The organism is Bradyrhizobium sp. 26S5, assembly GCF_036923295.1.
Classification (GTDB): domain Bacteria; phylum Pseudomonadota; class Alphaproteobacteria; order Rhizobiales; family Xanthobacteraceae; genus Bradyrhizobium; species Bradyrhizobium septentrionale.
The window spans coordinates 2,891,302-2,909,490 of sequence record NZ_CP145948.1; the positions used below are offsets into that span (position 1 = coordinate 2,891,302).

Annotated in this window: 16 protein-coding genes; 12 read left to right on the forward strand and 4 right to left on the reverse strand. The window is 65.2% G+C overall.

Annotated elements, in window-relative coordinates; genetic code table 11:
* Nucleotides 1-20: 20 nt before the first annotated feature.
* The 3 genes from V5279_RS13430 (at nt 21) to V5279_RS13440 (ending at nt 3,728) form a co-directional block, all read left to right on the forward strand.
* Nucleotides 21-533 carry a PRC-barrel domain-containing protein gene (locus V5279_RS13430; RefSeq protein ID WP_224741510.1) on the forward strand — a complete coding sequence of 171 codons (513 nt, stop codon included), beginning with the start codon at nt 21-23 and terminating at the stop codon, nt 531-533.
* 88 nt (nt 534-621) lie between these two features.
* Nucleotides 622-1,860: an MFS transporter gene (locus V5279_RS13435; RefSeq protein ID WP_338698000.1), complete on the forward strand. Its 1,239-nt coding sequence runs from the start codon at nt 622-624 to the stop codon at nt 1,858-1,860.
* 224 nt (nt 1,861-2,084) lie between these two features.
* The gene (locus tag V5279_RS13440; protein WP_338698002.1) at nt 2,085-3,728 is read left to right on the forward strand and encodes a L,D-transpeptidase; all 1,644 of its coding nucleotides are present in this window, start codon (nt 2,085-2,087) and stop codon (nt 3,726-3,728) included.
* 108 nt (nt 3,729-3,836) lie between these two features.
* On the opposite strand, the gene V5279_RS13445 is transcribed toward V5279_RS13440, so the two are convergent.
* Together V5279_RS13445 and glgA are read right to left on the reverse strand one after the other, a co-directional pair.
* On the reverse strand, nt 3,837-4,895 hold the full coding sequence (locus tag V5279_RS13445; protein WP_338698004.1) for a class I SAM-dependent methyltransferase: 1,059 nt from the start codon (nt 4,893-4,895) through the stop codon (nt 3,837-3,839).
* 188 nt (nt 4,896-5,083) lie between these two features.
* Nucleotides 5,084-6,511, reverse strand: a complete 1,428-nt coding sequence (gene glgA / locus V5279_RS13450) for a glycogen synthase GlgA (protein WP_338698006.1) — start codon at nt 6,509-6,511, stop codon at nt 5,084-5,086.
* A 175-nt stretch (nt 6,512-6,686) separates the two neighbouring features.
* Here glgA and V5279_RS13455 point away from each other — a divergent pair, with 175 nt between their 5' ends.
* The 8 genes from V5279_RS13455 to V5279_RS13490 all read left to right on the forward strand — a co-directional run bounded on the left by V5279_RS13455 (nt 6,687) and on the right by V5279_RS13490 (nt 15,839).
* On the forward strand, nt 6,687-7,898 hold the full coding sequence (locus V5279_RS13455; protein ID WP_414645926.1) for a CaiB/BaiF CoA transferase family protein: 1,212 nt from the start codon (nt 6,687-6,689) through the stop codon (nt 7,896-7,898).
* 236 nt (nt 7,899-8,134) lie between these two features.
* Nucleotides 8,135-9,676 (forward strand): ABC transporter substrate-binding protein, encoded by a 1,542-nt coding sequence (locus tag V5279_RS13460; protein WP_338698008.1) that lies wholly within the window; start codon nt 8,135-8,137, stop codon nt 9,674-9,676.
* Nucleotides 9,677-9,682: 6 nt separating this feature from the next.
* Nucleotides 9,683-10,633 (forward strand): ABC transporter permease, encoded by a 951-nt coding sequence (locus V5279_RS13465; RefSeq protein WP_338698010.1) that lies wholly within the window; start codon nt 9,683-9,685, stop codon nt 10,631-10,633.
* Entirely contained in the window at nt 10,620-11,489 is an 870-nt protein-coding gene (locus V5279_RS13470) for an ABC transporter permease (RefSeq protein ID WP_338698012.1), read from the forward strand. Before V5279_RS13465 ends, V5279_RS13470 begins: the two co-directional genes overlap by 14 nt.
* Nucleotides 11,486-12,472, forward strand: a complete 987-nt coding sequence (locus V5279_RS13475) for an ABC transporter ATP-binding protein (RefSeq protein ID WP_338698015.1) — start codon at nt 11,486-11,488, stop codon at nt 12,470-12,472. Before V5279_RS13470 ends, V5279_RS13475 begins: the two co-directional genes overlap by 4 nt.
* Nucleotides 12,469-13,437 carry an oligopeptide/dipeptide ABC transporter ATP-binding protein gene (locus V5279_RS13480; protein WP_338698017.1) on the forward strand — a complete coding sequence of 323 codons (969 nt, stop codon included), beginning with the start codon at nt 12,469-12,471 and terminating at the stop codon, nt 13,435-13,437. Before V5279_RS13475 ends, V5279_RS13480 begins: the two co-directional genes overlap by 4 nt.
* Before the next feature lie 84 nt (nt 13,438-13,521).
* Nucleotides 13,522-14,592, forward strand: a complete 1,071-nt coding sequence (locus V5279_RS13485) for an alcohol dehydrogenase (RefSeq protein ID WP_029078158.1) — start codon at nt 13,522-13,524, stop codon at nt 14,590-14,592.
* A gap of 164 nt (nt 14,593-14,756) precedes the next feature.
* Nucleotides 14,757-15,839 carry an isocitrate/isopropylmalate dehydrogenase family protein gene (locus tag V5279_RS13490; RefSeq protein ID WP_338698020.1) on the forward strand — a complete coding sequence of 361 codons (1,083 nt, stop codon included), beginning with the start codon at nt 14,757-14,759 and terminating at the stop codon, nt 15,837-15,839.
* A gap of 164 nt (nt 15,840-16,003) precedes the next feature.
* Here the strand turns inward: V5279_RS13490 and V5279_RS13495 are convergent, their stop codons facing one another.
* On the reverse strand, nt 16,004-16,336 hold the full coding sequence (locus V5279_RS13495; protein ID WP_338698022.1) for a hypothetical protein: 333 nt from the start codon (nt 16,334-16,336) through the stop codon (nt 16,004-16,006).
* 516 nt (nt 16,337-16,852) lie between these two features.
* Complete coding sequence (locus V5279_RS13500) at nt 16,853-17,248, reverse strand: helix-turn-helix domain-containing protein (RefSeq protein ID WP_094194089.1); 396 nt, start codon at nt 17,246-17,248, stop codon at nt 16,853-16,855.
* A gap of 583 nt (nt 17,249-17,831) precedes the next feature.
* Here V5279_RS13500 and V5279_RS13505 point away from each other — a divergent pair.
* Complete coding sequence (locus V5279_RS13505; protein ID WP_224496676.1) at nt 17,832-18,143, forward strand: hypothetical protein; 312 nt, start codon at nt 17,832-17,834, stop codon at nt 18,141-18,143.
* Nucleotides 18,144-18,189 lie beyond the last annotated feature (46 nt).

An 18,189-nucleotide genomic window follows, 5' to 3' on the forward strand; every position in this document is an offset into this window, starting at 1 on the left:
GAAATCGCGGGGAGAGGTACATGGGTCCGAGGTTCATGCTCATGCTGGTCGCAGCCGCGCTGCTGACATTCGCTGGTGTCCGCGCCGCCGACGATGAGACGCCGCCGGCAGCCCAGACGCCGCCAGCGGCTCCTGTGGTACCGAAGGAGCAGGCCAAAGAGCCGTCGAAGGAGCCTTCGCCGCCGCCGTCGGTCACCGTGATCGGCGCGCGCGATGCGCACGGCATTCTCGGGCGCGATGTGCGCAGCTCCGCCAATGAGGACATGGGCCGCATCGTCGACGTCATCGTCGATCGCGACGGCAAGGTCCGGGCCGCCGTGATCGATTTCGGCGGGTTCCTCGGCGTCGGCAGCCGCAAGATCGTGGTCGACTGGAACGCCCTGCGTTTCGCCGGCGTTTCCAGCAAGAGCGACAGCATCACGCTGGACCTGAACAAGCAGCAGGTGAGCGCTGCGCCGGAATACAAGGAAGATACGCCGCTGATCGTGCTGGGCGCGGCCGGCAGTCTCCATCCATGGGATTACGAACATTAGGGGGCTCGAGCTGGTCGCGCGTCCGAACTCTTCCTTCGAGACGGTTGGCGACGGTCGTGGCGAGCGATCAGCCGGCGGCACCAAAATTGTGCCGCGTGTCCCCGATCAGCCCAGTCCCGAGGAATCGCGCACGCCGTCGCGCGAAAGCCAACGCGGGCTCGACTGGTTCATCTTCTTTCTGGCCGACGTGCAGACCGGCTTCGGCCCGTTCATCGCGGTCTATCTGACGACGCAGAAATGGACCCAGGTCGAGATCGGGTTCGTGCTTTCGATCGGCGGTATCATCGGCCTGCTCGGCCAGATGCCCGGTGGAGCGATCGTCGATGCGGCACGCTCGGAGCGGGTGGTGGCCGGCTGTGCGGTGGCCGCGATCGGCGCCAGCGCGCTGGCCTACGCGCTGTGGCCGATCTTTCCCGTGGTGACGCTCGCCGCGACATTGCACGCGCTCGCAAGCTGCGTGCTCGGTCCGGCGATCGCCGCGATCAGCCTCGGGCTGGTCGGACCGCTTGCGATCGGCGAGCGGCTCGGCCGCAACGCACGCTTCGCCTCGCTCGGCAGCGGCTCGGCCGCGGCGCTGATGGGCGCCTGCGGCTACTTCCTGTCGAGCCGCTCGGTGTTCCTCGTCACCTTCATCCTGGTGATCCCGACCCTGTTGTCGCTGGTGCGGATCCGCGAGCGCGAGATCGACATCGCGCAGGCCCATGGTGAGGTGAAGCGCGAGGTTCCGGACAAGCGCGCCACCAGCGTCGTCGGCCTGGTGCGGCAGCGGTCGCTGCTGATCTTTGCCGGCGCGATGATGCTGTTCCAGCTCGCCAATGCCGCGATGCTGCCGCTGATGGCGGGCGTGGTCACGACGCGGTCGAGCCAATGGGCGCCGGTCCTGATCGCCGCCTGCATCATTGTGCCGCAGGCGATCGTCGCGTTGTGCTCGCCCTCGGTCGGCCGCAAGGCTCAGGCCTGGGGCCGCCGGCCGCTGCTCCTGATCGCGTTCGCCTCGCTGGTGATCCGCGGCCTGCTGTTCGCGACGGTGCGCGATCCCTATCTGCTGGTTGCGGTGCAGATCTTCGACGGCATCACCGCGGCGATCTTCAGCGTGATGGTGCCGCTGATCGTGGCCGACGTCGCGTTCGGCAGCGGCCATTTCAACCTGGCGCAGGGCATTGTCGGCACCGCGGTCGGCATCGGCGCCTCGCTCAGCACGGTGCTGGCCGGCTATGTCAGCGACAAGCTCGGCAGCAGCACGGCCTTCATGGGCCTGGCCGGCGTTGCCGGGTTCGGGCTGTTCGTGATCTGGCTGGTGATGCCGGAGACGCGGCGGACGGCATGACGGTGGGGCGCGGCCGCGGCGCCATGCGCCGATACCTTCCAGACCAGGGATATCGGCGACGATGGGGCGGTTTTGCCGTGCCGCACCCTTCCTCCTGCATGCGCCGTCATATATGAGTGATTTGCTGCTGGAACGCGCCGATGCTCCGCCGGATTAATCAATCCAAAATCGCGATCTGGTACGGATCGACGCAGCGCGAGCAGGCATTTCGACCGAGGAATGGCATGGTAAATCGAACGACGACGGCGCAGACCACCGGAGCGATGCGGCGTTGGGGGCATCCCGCCTTTGTGACCTTCGCGGCGATGGTCACATTTGCGGCACTGACCGGTGGCGCCGCTGCGAAGCAGCAGCGTCCCGAGCCAACCGTCGAGGCAACCGCGCCGCGCACCGCGGGCGAGCCGATCATGGCGATCGTGTCGATCAAGGCCCAGAAGGTCACCTTCTACGACGCCGACGGCTGGATCTACCGCGCGCCGGTGTCGAGCGGCGTCAAGGGCCGCGAGACGCCGGCCGGCGTCTTTGCGCTTCTTGAAAAGGACAAGGACCACCACTCGACCCTCTATGACGATGCCTGGATGCCGAACATGCAGCGCATCACCTGGAACGGCATCGCGCTGCATGGCGGGCCGCTGCCGGGATATGCGGCCTCGCATGGCTGCGTGCGGATGCCCTACGATTTCGCCGAGAAGCTGTTCGACAGGACGCGAATCGGGATGCGGGTGATCATCGCGCCGAACGATCCGGCGCCGGTCGATTTCACCCACCCGGCGCTGTTCGTGCCGAACGCGCAAGCCATCGCGGCTGCTCCGGCGCGCGCCCAGACGCTTGCTCGCGAGGCCGCGGATGCCGCGAAGGCGGCCGACGAGGCGAAGAAGGCCTCCACGGCCGCGACAAAGGAAGCTGCACTGTTCACGCCTGCGTCACTGCGCAAACTGGAAAAGGCCAAGACTCGTGCCGATGCCGAGGTTGCGTTCGCCGACAAGACGCTCGCTAATGCCAAGACCGATCAGACCCGGGCGCGCGCCGAGGATCTGAAACAGAAGGCCGCCGCCAGGGCCGCGGAAGCGACCACGCAGTTCGAAGCGGCCCAGGGCGACGCCAAGCCGAAGCTCGACGCCGCGGCAGCCGCAAAGGACGCCGCCAAGGCGGCCGAGACCAAGAAGGCCGACACCGCGAAGGCGGCGACCGAGGCGAAGCTCGCACTCGAGCCGGTCTCGGTCTACATCAGCCGCGCGACGCAGAAGCTCTACGTCCGCCGCAACACCCACAAGCCGTGGGCTGATGGCGGCGAGGTGTTCGATTCAAGCATCGAGGTTCCCGTCACGATCCGCGATCCGGACAGGCCGATCGGCACGCATATCTTCACGGCGATGGCGCGTAACGACACCGGCCTGCGCTGGACCGAGGTGACGATCGACGAGGGCGACAACGCCAAGGATGCGCTCGACCGCGTCACCATCCCGCAGGACGTGCTGGATCGCATCGCGCCGACCGTGGTGCCGCGGTCTTCGATCATCATCTCGGACGAGCCGCTGAGCAGCGAGACCAACTACCGCACCGAATTCGTCGCCGTGCTGAGCAACCAGCCGCAGGGCGGTTTCATCACGCGCAAGCCCACCCGGCCCATGATGCCCGACGACATGGTTGCGAGCAACGAGGACGGTTTCGGCTTCTTCTATCAGCGCAGCTGGAATCCCCAATCCGGCACCCAATACGGCGTGCCCCAGTACGGCAGCCGCCAATACAGCAATCCGCAGTACGGCAATCCGCAGTACGGCAATCCTCAGATTTATGGCAATCCTCAAGCCGCCAATCCGCGCCGGCGCGGCGGCCAGCCCTACTGGCAATCGCAACAGGACTGGTAGCAGGGCGCCGACGGCGTAGGACGCCAGCCGAGGAATCCGACTAACCCTGTGTGCATGGGACGGCGGCGTGATGCCGCCGTCCAACTGCGCGGTAGGATAGCCTCCGCGTTACGGGCGAGCTTCCAGGATCAAATTGAACGGCGTTTCCGCCGCGCGGCGGAAGCGGGAGAAGCCACCCTGGCGCGCCACCTCGCGCAGTCTTGCCTCTCCGGCTTGGGCGCCGAGCGCAAGCCCGACCTCCTGGTCCAGCGAGGCAGGGGTGCAGATCATCGTCGAGGCGGCGTAGTAGACGCGTCCGATCGGATTGAGGTTGTCCTCCAGCCGGTCGTTGGCGAATGGCTCGATCAAAAGGCAGGTGCCGTCATTGGCGAGGGTGGAGCGGGTGTGCTTGAGGGCGCCGACCGGATCGCCCATGTCGTGCAGGCAGTCGAAGAAGCAGACCAGGTCATACCCCTTGGCCGGGAATGTCTTGGCGGAATGCGTTTCGAAATGGACGCGCTCCGACAATCCCGCCTCCTTCGCCGACATCAGCGCTGCCTGGATCGAGCCGTCGTGATAGTCGAAGCCGTAGAAGGTGGACTTCGGAAACGCCTCCGCCATCAACCGCGTCGAGACGCCGTGGCCGCAGCCGACGTCGGCGACGACGGCACCTTTCTTCAGCTTGTCGACGACGCCCTCGAGCGCCGGCAGCCATTCCTGGACCAGATAGTGCTTGTAGCTGGTGCGGAAGAAGCGGGCGGTGCCGCAGAACAGGCACTCGCTGCGCTTGTTCCAGCCGACGCCCTTGCCGGTCTTGAACGCGTCGGTAATTTTCGGCTCGTCGAGGAAGGTCGCGCCGACCAGGCTTCCGACGGCACCGAGGAACACCGGGCTCTCCTCGTCGGCGAGCGCGAGCGCCTGCTCGGGCAGCATCGAGAATTTTCCGGACGCCTTGTCGTATTCGATGTAGCCGGAGGCGGCCTGCGCCGAGAGCCATTCCTGAACGTAGCGCTCGGCCGTTCCGGTTGCCTTGGCGAGCGCCGCGGCATTCATTGGTCCTTGCTGCGCGAGAGCCTTGTAGAGCCCGAGCTTGTCTCCCAGCAGCATCAGCGAGGCGTTCATCGCCGCGCCGACATCGCCGATCATCTTTCCCATGAATAAATTGAGGCGCTCCTCGTTGACGTCCATGATGTTCCTCCATCGCAATCGCGTTTGGCCAAAAGTCCATCATTCGCAATTTCGTCACGCGCCTTCGCCAAGGCGGGCAGCCATAGGGCGACGTGATCGCATGAAAGGTTCGCTGCAATGAAGCGATTGTTACTGGGCTGCTGGGATCCCAGATGGGCTTGATGTCACAAGCCTGCGAGGCGGGCGGCCTAAGCCGCCGCCCGCAGCATGACCAGCCTCTTGTACAGCGCGCTGTAGCAGGCGGCCGACAGGTCCCAGCTGTAGGACTTGGCCATCGCGCTGGAGCGCATGGCGTTGAGGCGGTCCTTGGCGCGATAGGCGTCGAAGGCGCGCCTGACCCCGCCGAGGAAGGATTCCGCCGACGGCTGCGGGAACAGGAAGCCGGTCTCGCCGTCGGCGATGGTTTCGGCAAGGCCGCCGGTCTGGTGGCCGATCGGCAGCGAGCCGAAGCGCTGCGCATACATCTGGCTGAGACCGCAGGGCTCGAAGCGCGACGGCATCAGGGTGAAATCGCTGCCGGCGAAGATCCGGCGCGCCTGCGCGTCGTTGAAGCCGATGATGACGCCGATCGCGTCCGGGCGGCGCCGGTGTGCGGCAACCAGCGCGTCCTCGAGGGCGGGCTCGCCACTGCCGGTGACCACGATCTGGCCGCCATCCCTGATGATCTGATCGGCGGCCGACAGCACGAGGTCGACGCCCTTCTGATGCACGAGCCGCGCAACCAGGCCGAAGATCGGCCCGCGTGAGACCGCAAGCCCGAACTGCCGGCGCACATAATCGGCGTTGGCCTGCTTGCCCTTCCAGTCGCCGGCGCCGAACGGCTGCGCCAGCTGCGCGCAATGACGCGGGTCCCAGCTCTCGTCGATGCCGTTCAGGATGCCGGTCAGCTGGTCGGCGTCGGAGCGGACGCGCAGCACGCCCTCCAGCCCGCAGCCGAGCTCCGCGGTCGTGATCTCCTTCGCATAGGTCGCGCTCACCGTGGTCAAATGCGAGGCGTAGACGAGGCCGCCCTTGAGGAAGGAGAGCTTGTCGTAGAACTCCAGCCCGTCGATGTGGAAGGAGCTTTCCGGTGCGCCGATCCGCCGCAGCGAGTCCTTCGGAAACAGGCCCTGATAGGCGAGATTGTGGATGGTCAGGATCGACGGAATCCGCAGCTGACGCCATGCAAGGTAGGCCGGTGTGAGCGCGGCCTGCCAGTCGTTGGCGTGAACGAGGTCGGCTGCCCAATTCTTGTCCAGCGTTCCAGCTGCAAGTTCGGCAGCGGCGGAGGCAAAGCGGCCGAACCGGATGTCGTTGTCCGGCCAGTCGCGGCCGGACTCATCGCCGTAGGGATTGCCCGGCCGGTCGTACAGTTGCGGGCATAGCAGCACGTAGACCGGCATGCCGTCCTTGGTCGATGAGCGCCCGAGCGTGCAGGCGGGCATCTCGGCAAGCGCAGGGCATTGTCCAACGATTTCAATGTGAGTGAATTGCTCGACCACGTCCCGGTAGCCGGGAAGCATAATCCTGACGTCGCTCCATAGGCGGAGCGCCCGGGGAAGTGCAGCGGAAACGGCGGCAAGCCCGCCCACGCGGACGAAATCGTCCATCTCCGTCGTGACGAATAAGACCTTCAACAAGCGCCCTCGTTCCAGCCCGTGACAGGGCTATGCAAGATCGGGTCCAATCTGCCTTTGAGTAAAAGGCAAGACGGCCCGCGGGTCCGGTCTGGACGAGACGCTTTCCTGTCAGGGCGGCTCACTTTAGGGTCGCGCGGCGCCGAACAATGAGAACCACGCGGTGGAGGAAGCCTTGGCCACGACAATAGCTGCTGACGATGAGGGGAATTTGACACGGAGCTTCGACGGCCTTCGGGTGCTGGATTTTTCGACCACGATCGCCGGACCTCATTGCACGCGGATGCTCGCCGACATGGGCGCGGAGGTGATCAAGATCGAGTCCGCCGAAGGCGAGACGATGCGAACGCGGCCGCCGCTGCGCAACAATTGCTCGACGGCGTTCGGCCAGCTCAATGTCGGCAAGAACAGTCTTGTGCTCGACCTGAAGTCGCCCTCCGGCGTCGAAGCCGTGCGCCGGCTGATCGCGACCGCAGACGTGCTGGTGGAGAATTTCCGCCCCGGCGTGATGCGGCGGCTGAAGCTCGACCATGCCTCGATCAGGGACATCAACCCGAAGCTGATCTACTGCTCGATCTCCGGCTACGGCCAGACCGGCCCGTCGGCGGAATTGCCGGCCTACGCGCCGGTGATCCATGCGGCTTCGGGTTATGAGATGGCGCATCTCGCCTATCAGCCGGGCCGCAGCCGGCCAGACTATTGCGGCATCTATCACGCCGATGTGCTCACCGGCGTCTATGCCTTCGGCGCGATCTCGGCGGCGCTGTATCAGCGCAGCACCAGCGGCAAGGGCCAGCATATCGACGTCTCGATGCTGGAATCGATGCTGAGCCTGACCCTGAACGAGTTGCAGTGGTCACAATTCGAGGTGAAGCAAACGCAGCGCCCGATGTTCGGCCCGATCGAAACCACCGACGGCTATGTGATGGTGGCGATCGCCAGCGAGAAGACGTTCCAGAACCTGATGCAGGTGATCGGCCATCCCGAATGGGTCTCCGATCCGCGCTTCGCCAGATATTCCGATCGGCGGGAGAACTGGGCTGGCCTGATGGAGGGCGTCGAAGCGTGGTCGCGCGCAGTGAGCACGCAGGCCTGCCTCGCCGAGCTCAATGAATATGGCGTGCCGTCGTCGGCCTATCGCACCGTGCGCGAAGCGCTCGCCGATCCGCAAATCGCCCATCGCGGCGCGCTGGCCGAGGTCGAGGACGGCGGCGGCGCCTTCAAGGTGCTCAACCTGCCGTTCCGCATGTCGGGCGCGACGGTCGGCGCCGCCAAGCAGATGTCGACGCTCGGGGAGCACACGCTGTCTTATTTGAAGGAGATCGGCCTCTCCGACGATCAGATCGCGGGCTTCGCAGCGCAACCGGCAAAAGCCGCGCGCAGTTAGAGCATGATCCGGACCCGGAGGGCCGCGTTAGCGCAAAGTGGATACCGGTTTTCCGAAAGGTCATGCTCAAACAAGTCAATGAGATCATGATGCGGTCTTGCGTGATCGCATCGTGATCTCCCTGCGGCTTTTCATCCGTATTGCGGTCTTGTCGCGCGCGGCGATTCCGGACAAGCTGCCGCCCAACACACGACGATCCGGAACACCGGACGTCGCCCACCTGGGAGGGAGCACCGATGAAGCTGGCCGGGCGCGCGCACGCCGTTGCGCGCATATTTCTTGTGGCGGGATTAGCTGCAGCAGCGTTCGCTGTGCCCGCCAGCGCGCAGAAGCAGGGCGGCACGCTCTCCGTCGGCCAGGAGCTGGACATTCCAGGCTTCGATCCGCTCAAGGTCGGCGTCTACGACACATCGGCCAACACCGCAGCAGCCGCGATCTTCGATACGCTGACCTCGCTCGACGCCAAGGGTGAGGTGCAGCCGAAGCTTGCCGTATCGTGGGCGCATTCCGAGGACTTCAAGACCTGGACCATCAAGCTGCGCCCCGGCGTCAAATTCCATGACGGCACGCCGTTCAATGCGCAGGCGGTGAAGGAGAATTTCGACCGCCAGAAGGACCCCGCCAACAAATGCCGCTGCGCGTTCTACATCACGAACATCATCAGCGTGAACACGGTCGACGACCTGACGGTGGTCTACAATTTCACCGACCCGGCGGTGAACTTCCCGGCGACGCAGACCATTCAAAGCTCCAACAACGTCATGCAGTCGCCGACCGCATGGAAGACCAAGGGCGACGACTACAACCGCAATCCGGTCGGCACCGGTCCCTACATCCTGAAATCCTGGACCGCCGGCGACCGTATGGTGCTGGAAAGGAACCCGGACTACTGGAACAAGGGCAAGCCTTATCTCGACCGCATCATCCTGAAGCCGCTGCCTGACGCGCAATCGCGCTTTGCTTCGCTGCAATCCGGCGAGGCCGATATTATCTGGGACGACGAGTACGACGCTGACAATATCATCAAGGCGCAAAAGGATCCGAGCCTGTTCGTGAATTCCTATGCGGGCTCCGGCGCACAGGTCTACGCGTTCAATACCAAGACGCCGCCGTTCGACGACATCCGCGTGCGCCAGGCGCTGGTGATGGCGCTCGACCGCAAGAAGATATCGCAGGCGATCACCAACGGTCTCGCGCGGCCAGCCAGCAACCCCTATGGCGACGGCTCCTGGGTCAAGTGCAAGGACGACGGCGCGCTGCCGGAAGACGCCGCGAAGGCCAAGGAGCTGATCACGGACTACGGCAAACCGGTCGAATTCAAGATGATCGTGTCGGCGACGCCGCGCGGCCGCACCGTCGGTCAGGTGCTGCAGCAGCTCTGGAAGCGGGTCGGCGCCAACATGGAGATCGAGCAGGTCGACCAGGCGACCATCGTGCCGCGGGCCTTCATGCGCCAGTTCCAGCTGACGCCGTGGCGCATCGTCGATCTCGCCGATCCCGATCCGCAGATGTATGCCAATTTCCGCACCGGCAGCCCGGTGGCGCTCGCGAACTACTCCAATCCGGAGCTGGATCGGCTGCTGGAGCATGCGCGAACCACGGCCGACGTCGCCCAGCGCACCGAGGACTATTGCGCGATCAGCCGTCTTATCAACAAGGAGGCGATCTGGTTCTGGACCTTCCAGAACACCTACTACTCGATCTCGAGCGCGAAGGTGAAGGGCGTACTGAAGATGTTCAACGGCGTGCTCGACGTCTCCGAGGCCTGGAAGGAATAGCGCTTCATGCTGTTCTTCGTCGCGCGAAGGCTCCTTTACCTGGTGCCGGTGCTGATTGCCGTCTCGGTGTTGACCTTCGTGATTGCGTCGCTGTTGCCGGGCGATCTCGCTTACGTGATCCTCGGCGACCAGGCGACGCCTGAAAACGTCGCGGCGCTGCGCCACGACATGGGGCTCGATCAGCCGATCTGGCTGCGCTATCTCGGCTGGCTCTGGCATATCCTGCAAGGTGATTTCGGGCGTTCGTTCCGCACCGGGCAGACCGTGTTGCAGGCGGTCAGCGAGCGGCTGCCGGTTTCCATCGAGCTGATGATTCTTGCCGAACTGATTGGGCTTGCGATCGGCGTGCCGCTCGCGATCGCCTGCGCGGCCAAGGCCGGCAGCGCGTTCGACCGCCTGATGACCGGCTCGGCCTTCGGCATGCTGTCGGTGCCGACCTTCCTGTCCGCGATCCTGCTGATCTATCTGTTCGCGGTCGAGCTGCGCTGGCTGCCCGCGACCGGCTACGTGCCGCTCGGCGAGGATCCGATCGCCAATCTGCGCTTCATGGTGCTGCCGGCGCTGACGCTGGCGCTTGCGGAGTGGCCGGGCATCATGCGCGTGCTGCGCTCCGACATGATCGCAGCGCTGCAGGAGGACTACATCGCGCTCGCCAAGGCGAAGGGCCTGAAGCCGTCGCGTATCCTGTTCGTGCATGCGTTGAAGCCGTCGTCGCTGACGCTCGTCACCATCACCGGCATCAATATCGGCCGCCTGATCGGCGGCGCGGTGATCGTCGAGACCATCTTCGCCTTGCCCGGGATCGGCCGCCTGTTGGTCGGCGCGATCTATACCCGCGACCTCATCATCCTGCAGGGCGTGGTGTTGCTGGTCGCCGCCGGCTTCGTGATCATGAACTTCATCGTCGACCTGCTCTACGCCGTGCTCGACCCGAGGATCCGCCATGGCCACGCTTGAGCTCAGCCTCGATGAGACCGAAGCGACGCCGGTGCGGCGCAGGCGCCGGGTCGGCACGCTGTTCTGGTGTGCGATCGGCTGGATGGTGCTGGTGTTCGCGGTCGCGATCCTTGCCGATCTGTTGCCGCTGCCGAGCCCGACCGACATGGACATGCTGGAGCGGCGGGCGCCGTTTTCCGCCGAGCATTGGCTCGGCACCGACGGCCTCGGTCGGGACGAGTTGTCGCGGCTGATCCATGGCGCGCGGATCTCGCTGATTGTCGGCCTTTGCGCGCCGGTGATCGGGGTCACCATCGGTGGCGCGCTCGGCATGCTCGCCGGCTATTTCCGCGGCCGTTTCGAATCCATCGTGGTCGGCAGCATGGACGTGCTGCTGGCGTTCCCGCCGTTGATCCTGGCGCTGGCGGTGACCGCCTATCTCGGCCAGTCGATCTTCAACCTGACCTGCATCCTCGGCGTGCTCGGCATTCCCGCCTTCATGCGGGTGGCGCGGGCATCGACCCTGACGCTGGCGCGGCGCGAATTCGTCATCGCGGCGGAGGCGCTCGGCGCCTCGCATGCGCGCATCCTGCTACGCGAATTGCTGCCGAATGTGCTGCTGCCGCTGCTCGCCTTCTTCCTGCTCGGCGTCGCCGTCACCATCGTGGTCGAGGGCGCGCTGTCCTTCCTCGGCCTCGGCGTGCCGCCGCCGATCTCGAGCTGGGGCAGCATGATCGGGGAGGGCCGTGAAAGCCTCGACGTGGCGCCGCGGCTCGCCTTCATTCCGGCGATTGCGATGTTCCTGACCGTGCTCTCCTTCAACCTGATCGGCGACACTATTCGCGCGCTGACCGACCCCAGGCAGGGTGCGCTATGAGCGGCACGCTGCTTTCGGTCGAGAACGCGGTGGTCGACCTGCCGACGCCGCGCGGCAATCTGCGGGCGGTCGATCACGTCGATCTCGCCGTCGGTGCGGGCAGGACGCTCGGCATTGTCGGCGAGTCCGGTTGCGGCAAGACCATGCTGTCGCGCGCTGTCCTGCAACTGCTGCCCAAGAAGGCGAAATTGTCCGGCCGGGTGATGTTCGACGGGCAGGACCTGACAAGACTGCCGCCGGAGAAACTGCGCAAGCTGCGCGGCCGCTCGCTCGCAGTGGTGTTCCAGGATCCCATGACCTCGCTCAATCCGGTGCTGACCATCGGCACCCAGCTGATCGAGACCATTGTGGAACATCTCGAGCTCGATTTTGCCGAGGCTAGGCAGCGCAGCGTCGAGCTCCTCGCAGCCGTCGGCATTCCCGCGCCCGAACAACGCCTGACGCAATATCCGCATCAGCTCTCCGGCGGCATGCGCCAGCGTGTCGCGATCGCGGTTGCGCTGTCCTGCGAACCAAAACTCCTGATCGCCGACGAGCCGACCACCGCGCTCGACGTCACGATCCAGGCGCAGATCCTCGACCTGCTGGCACGCGAGCAGCAGCGCCGTCATATGGCGATGATCATCATCACGCATGACCTCGGCGTGGTCGCCGGTCGCACCGACGAGGTCGCGGTGATGTATGCCGGGCGCGTCGTCGAGCGCGCGCCGACACCTGCTCTGTTCAAGCAGATGCGGATGCCCTACACCGAGGCGCTGCTCGCCGCGCTGCCGAAGCTCGACGTCCCGCCGCATACGCCGCTGCCGGCGATTTCGGGGCGACCGCCCGATCCGACCCGGCCGCTGAAAGGTTGCTCGTTCTCGCCGCGCTGCCGCTATTCCGCCGGGCGCTGCGGCACCGAGAAGCCGCCGCTCTGCGCGGCGGAGACATCAGACCATCTCTATGCCTGCTTCCATCCGATCGCGGCGGGGGTCGGCGCATGATGCAGCAGGCCGCATCCGATCCGCTGATGAAGGTGGAGAATCTCGTCGTCGAGTATTCGGTGGGGGGCAAGACCATCCATGCCGTGTCCGACGTCAGCCTCGAAATCGCCCGTGGCGAGACGCTGGGGCTGGTCGGCGAATCCGGCTGCGGCAAGTCCACGCTCGGCCGCGCCGTGCTGCAATTGCGCCAGGCCGTTTCGGGCAAGGTGCTGTTCGACGGCCACGATCTCACCGCCCTGCGCGGCGAGGCGCTGCGCATGATGCGCCGGCGCGTGCAGCTGATCTTCCAGGACCCGATCGCTTCCCTCAATCCGCGGCGGCGGATCGGCGATATCGTCGCCGAGCCGCTGGTGATCGCGGGCGTCAAGGATCCCGAGGAACGAGGGCGCCGCGTCAACGAGGTGCTGTCGGCGGTCGGCCTCGATCCCGCGCTGGTGAGCGGACGCCTGCCGCATGAATTCTCCGGCGGACAGTGCCAGCGCATCTGCATTGCCCGCTCGCTGGTGCTCAATCCCGAATTCGTGATCTGCGACGAGCCGGTGTCCGCGCTCGACGTCTCGATCCGCGCGCAGATCCTCAATCTGCTGGAGGAGATGAAGGCGCGCTACGGCCTGACCCTGCTGTTCATCGCCCACGACCTCGCGGTGGTGAAGGCGGTCAGCGATCGCGTCGCGGTGATGTATCTCGGCCGGCTCTGCGAAGTCGGCCCGTCGGAGCAGCTTTTTGCACAGCCGGCGCATCCCTATACCGCGCTGCTCATCGAAGCGATCCCGGTGCCCGATCCGGATGTCCGCCCGACCCAGAGCGTGCCGGTCGGCGAGCCGCCGTCGCCGATCGCGCCGCCGTCCGGCTGTCGCTTCCGCACCCGCTGCCCGCGGGCCGATGCGCGCTGCGCCAGCGAGGTGCCGGAACTGCGCACGGTTGCGCCCGGCCAGTTCGCGGCTTGCCATCATCCCTTGATCTAAATATGGGGAGACCAACACCGCGTTTGTCCCCGGCGGGCAGGCGTGGCAAGGTCCGCCGCAAGAACAAGCTTCGGGAGAGCAGCGATGAAGAGTTTCCAGGTCGTCGATTTCAACGCCCCATTGAAAGAGGTCGATCAGCCGACGCCGCAGCCGTCGGGCACGCAGGTGCTGATCAAGGTCAAGGCCGCCGGTGTCTGCCACAGCGACCTGCATATCTGGGAAGGCGGCTATGATCTCGGCCATGGCCGCAAACCGCTGTCGCTGAAGGATCGCGGCGTCTCGCTGCCGCGCACGATGGGCCACGAGACAGTCGGCGAAATCGTCGCCTTCGGGCCCGACGTCAAGGATGCCGACAAGGGCGGTCTCAAGCTCGGCGATGTCGCGCTGGCCTATCCCTGGCTCGGCTGCGGCAAATGCCCGACCTGCCTCGGCGGCGACGAGAACATGTGCGCGATCAAGCCGAATGCGCTCGGCGTCTATTGCGACGGCGGCTACGCCGACCACATGACGGTGCCGCATCCGAAATATCTGCTCAACCTCAACGGACTCGATCCGGTCACGGCTGCGCCTTACGCCTGCTCCGGCGTCACGACCTACAGCGCTCTCAAGAAAGTCGAGAAGGATCTCGACACGCCGATCGTGATTTTCGGTGCCGGCGGGCTTGGTCTGATGGCGCTCTCGCTGTTGAAGGCGATGGGCGGCAAGGGCGCGATCGTGGTCGATATCGACGCCAGGAAGCGCGAGGCGGCCGAGGCCGCCGGCGCGCTTGCCACGGTCGACGGCAAGGCGCCCGACGCGCTGGAGCAGCTCGTCAAGAAGGCCGGCCAGCCGATCCGCGCCGCGATCGACCTGGTCGGTAACGCCCAGACCTCGCAGCTCGGCTTCGACTGCCTGACCAAGGGCGGCAAGCTCGTGATCGTCGGCCTGTTCGGCGGCGGCGCGACCTGGGCGCTGCCGCTGATCCCGATCAAGGCGGTCACCATCCAGGGCAGCTATGTCGGCAATCTGCGCGAGACGCAGGAGCTGCTCGATCTGGTCCGGACCAAGAAGATTCCGGCGATCCCGGTCACGCCGATGCCGCTGGCGAAGGCGAACGAGGCGCTGACCAATCTGCAGAAGGGCCAGCTCGTCGGCCGCGCGGTGCTGACGCCGTAAGACGACATATCTCGCGTCATGGCCGGGCTTGTCCCGGCCATCCACGTCTTGCTTGCTGATGCGCGGTTAAGACGTGGATGCCCGGGACATCTAGCGCGAAGACGCGCTTCGCGCTTCTGCCCGGGCATGACGAGTTTCACAACTGAAGCTGTCAGGGAATCTCCATGTCCGCCAACGACGCCCTTCACATCGCAGTTCTCGGTGGCGACGGCATCGGCCCCGAAGTGATGGCTCCGGCGCTCGAGGTGCTGCGCAGCATCGAGGCGTCGGCCGGCCTCAAATTCCGCTTCACCGAGGCGCCGGCCGGTGCCGGTCATTACAAGGAAACCGGCAAGTCGATGCCGGAGAGCACGATCCGGCTGTGCGAGGAGGCCGATGCGATCCTGCTCGGGGCCTGCGGCCTGCCGTCGGTGCGCTACCCCGACAACACCGAGATCGCGCCGCAGATCGAACTGCGCATGATCTTCGATCTCTATGCCGGTGTGCGGCCGGCGCGATTGATCCCTGGCGTGCCGAGCACGATCGTCGGCGCCGATCAGAAGGGCATCGACCTTGTCGTGATCAGGGAATCGACCGAGGGCCTGTTCGCCTCGATGGGCAAGGGCGTCGTCACCGACAGCGAGGCGCGCGAGACGATGGTGATCACGCGCCGCACCTCCGAGCGGCTGTTCGAGTTCTCGTTCAGGCTTGCCGAACGCCGGAAGGCGCGCGGCCGCGTCGGTGGCGGGCTGACTTGCGTCGACAAGGCAAACGTGTTCAAGGCGTTCGCGTTCTTCCGCAACATCTTCGACGAGACGGCGAAGCGTCATCCCGACGTCAGGGCAGATCACCTCTACATCGACGCGACTGCGGCCGCGCTGGTGAAGCATCCCTGGGACTTCGACGTCATGGTGACCGAGAACATGTTCGGCGACATCCTGTCCGATCTCACCGCCGGCCTGATCGGCGGCATGGGCATGGCGCCGTCGGCCGACTTCGGCGATCGCTACGCGGTGTTTCAGCCTTGCCATGGCACGGCGCCCGACATCATGGGGCAGGGCAAGGCCAACCCGACCGCGATGATCCTCTCAGTCGCGATGATGCTGGACTGGCTCGCCGACAAGCACGGTCTCGAAGGCGCTGCCGAAGCCGGAGAGCGGATCGAGCGCGCGGTCGACAAGGTCTATGCCGACGGCATCAAGCCGTTCGAGTTCGGCGGCAGCAATGGCACGGCCGATGTGGCGAAGGCAGTGCTGGCGGCGCTTTAGCGCGCTGGCGCGCTCAATCCCCAACCCGTCATCCTGAGGTGCGAGCTCTTGCGAGCCTCGAAGGATGCACGGCCCGGCTGGTGGCCGTCGATCCTTCGAGACGCCGCTTCGCGGCTCCTCAGGATGACGGGAGGGTGAGGGGGCCGGAGCCCCCTCGTTGATGATCAGCGCCGGTGTCCGCCGTGATGCCCGCCGCCATGGTGTCCGCCGCCGTGATGGCCGCCATGATGCCGCGGCCCGTGATGATGGTGGCGATGGTGGTAGTGCGGACGATGATGCCATCCGTGATGGCGCGGTCCGTAGTAGCCGTAACCGCCCGGCTGCCAGGTGCAGCGGCCCCAGCGATCGCAGACCTGGCGGACCTTGTCGATATTGGACGTTTCGCCTGCGATGTGGCCGGCCTGCGGCAGCCCGTTCGGCATCGCTGACGCCGTGCCGGACATCAGCGCTGCGCTTCCGAGCGCGGCCAGTCCAATAACAGCAAGCTTGATATTCATCGAGATCTCCTTGGTTGAAGCCTGAAAACGTCCATGCGGCCACTTCGTTGCTGCGACAAAAAAGACGCTGCACTTGGTTCTAAGGGACGCCGGTTCAACGCAGGGAATGCGGGAGTTGTGAGGTCGCGCTATGTTCGGGCGGCAATTGGCCGCGCGACAGAATGGCGGCGCGTCCTCCGTGCATGTGCCGCATGAGATGTGCAGTCAAAGCGTGAGCTGGAAAGGCCTGCGCTGATACGCAACGGTGTGCAGGAAGACTGTGCTGTCGAGTCGCGAGATCATGACGCCATGCTTGCCGTCGCTTCATGACCGCGCATTCGGACGCGAGACTGAAGAAGCTCGCCTCGATCACAAATCCTTGAGTAACTGCCTCGGCAAAAGAAAAAGCGCCGCCATCGCCGATGGCAGCGCTTTGTCATTTCCCGGCCCGACCGGCGTATGGCGGCCGCGGTGACCGGCAACCGGCCGATGCGGCGTGGTGGATCGCGTTCGCGGCGTCGCGACCCGACCCGCGGCTCAGTCTTCGTTGGCGGCGATCGATTCCATCAGCGACACCAGCTGGCGCTGCACGGTCTGATCCTTGATCTTGCTGTAGGCGCGCAGCAACCGGAGGCTGAACGCGCTGTCGAGGAACAGCAGGCTCTCGACTTCGCGGGCCTTGTTGTCGCCGTCGTAGAAGAAGGTGACCGGCACGTCCAGCGCGCTCGCGATCTGCTGAAGACGGGCGGCGCCGACGCGGTTGACGCCCTTCTCGTACTTCTGCACCTGCTGGAAGCTGACGCCGAGCTTGTCGCCGAGTTCAGCCTGCGAGATCTTCTGCTCGACACGGCGCAGGCGGATCCGCTTGCCCAACTCGATGTCCGGCTTGCCGGCACTGCGCTGCTTCATCTTCTTTGCTGCTGATCTGTTCATTCTTGTGACCCGTCCTTCAATCGGGAATCCCTGGCCCGGCTGGGTCAGGGACACGTTCATGATGTACCGCGTTAAGCTCGAGTGGATCGTCAGTTCGTCGTGAACCACGAAAATCCAAGAAGATCGCGGGATGGTATCCAAACGCACATCCTTGTTGGAAGCATGCGTATTGGAAGCACCCTTTACCGACACAGCCAACTACCTGAAGTCGACCGCGCCTAGGTGTCTCTCGACACCCCGCCCTCTACATTTGGCAAAATATTGACCAAACCACAACTAGCGCGAGTTTGATCGCCACAGATTTTGCACGCATGCTTACCGGGCGGCCGTGCACTGCGCCCGTAGTTCTACGGGCAACTATATTGTACGGGCGTCTTTGCGTGGATGCAACCCCAGCTAGTGCATCCTGAGGTCGCGCAGACGGGTCGGCGGTTGCTTGACGGAACGGCCCGCTAGGCGAAAAGTTTGACCTAAGTCCAAGTCGGGCTTTCGGAATGTTGCTGGACAATTGCCTGAAAGTTCTCGATCATCGGGAACCAATGTGCGCCTACGACAAGCCGGCGAACTCTGGCGGGAGAGGCCAATGAAGCGGAAGAGGGGAACGCCTCGACTCTACCTCGCGGCTTCGGGAGTGGAAGATATGCCGGTCGCAAATACGGAAGAACGGTTGCTGGCGCTGCTCGCAACCCTGGAAGAGTGTCAGGCCTTCCTGACCGACCGGACCAATACGGAGACGGCGCGGCTTTTGTCCCTTGCCATCCTCGAGCTCCGGATGGAGCTCCACAAGGTGACCGATTCCGAGTTGAAGGCCCTGTGTGACATGATCGCGTCGGACGGGCCGGCGCCGGAACCGGCGACCCGGCAATTGCCGCCGTATCTGAGGCTGGTCAAATAGGTCAGCGCCCCGCGCCACGCGCGGGACGCTGCCGGTCCTGTGCCGT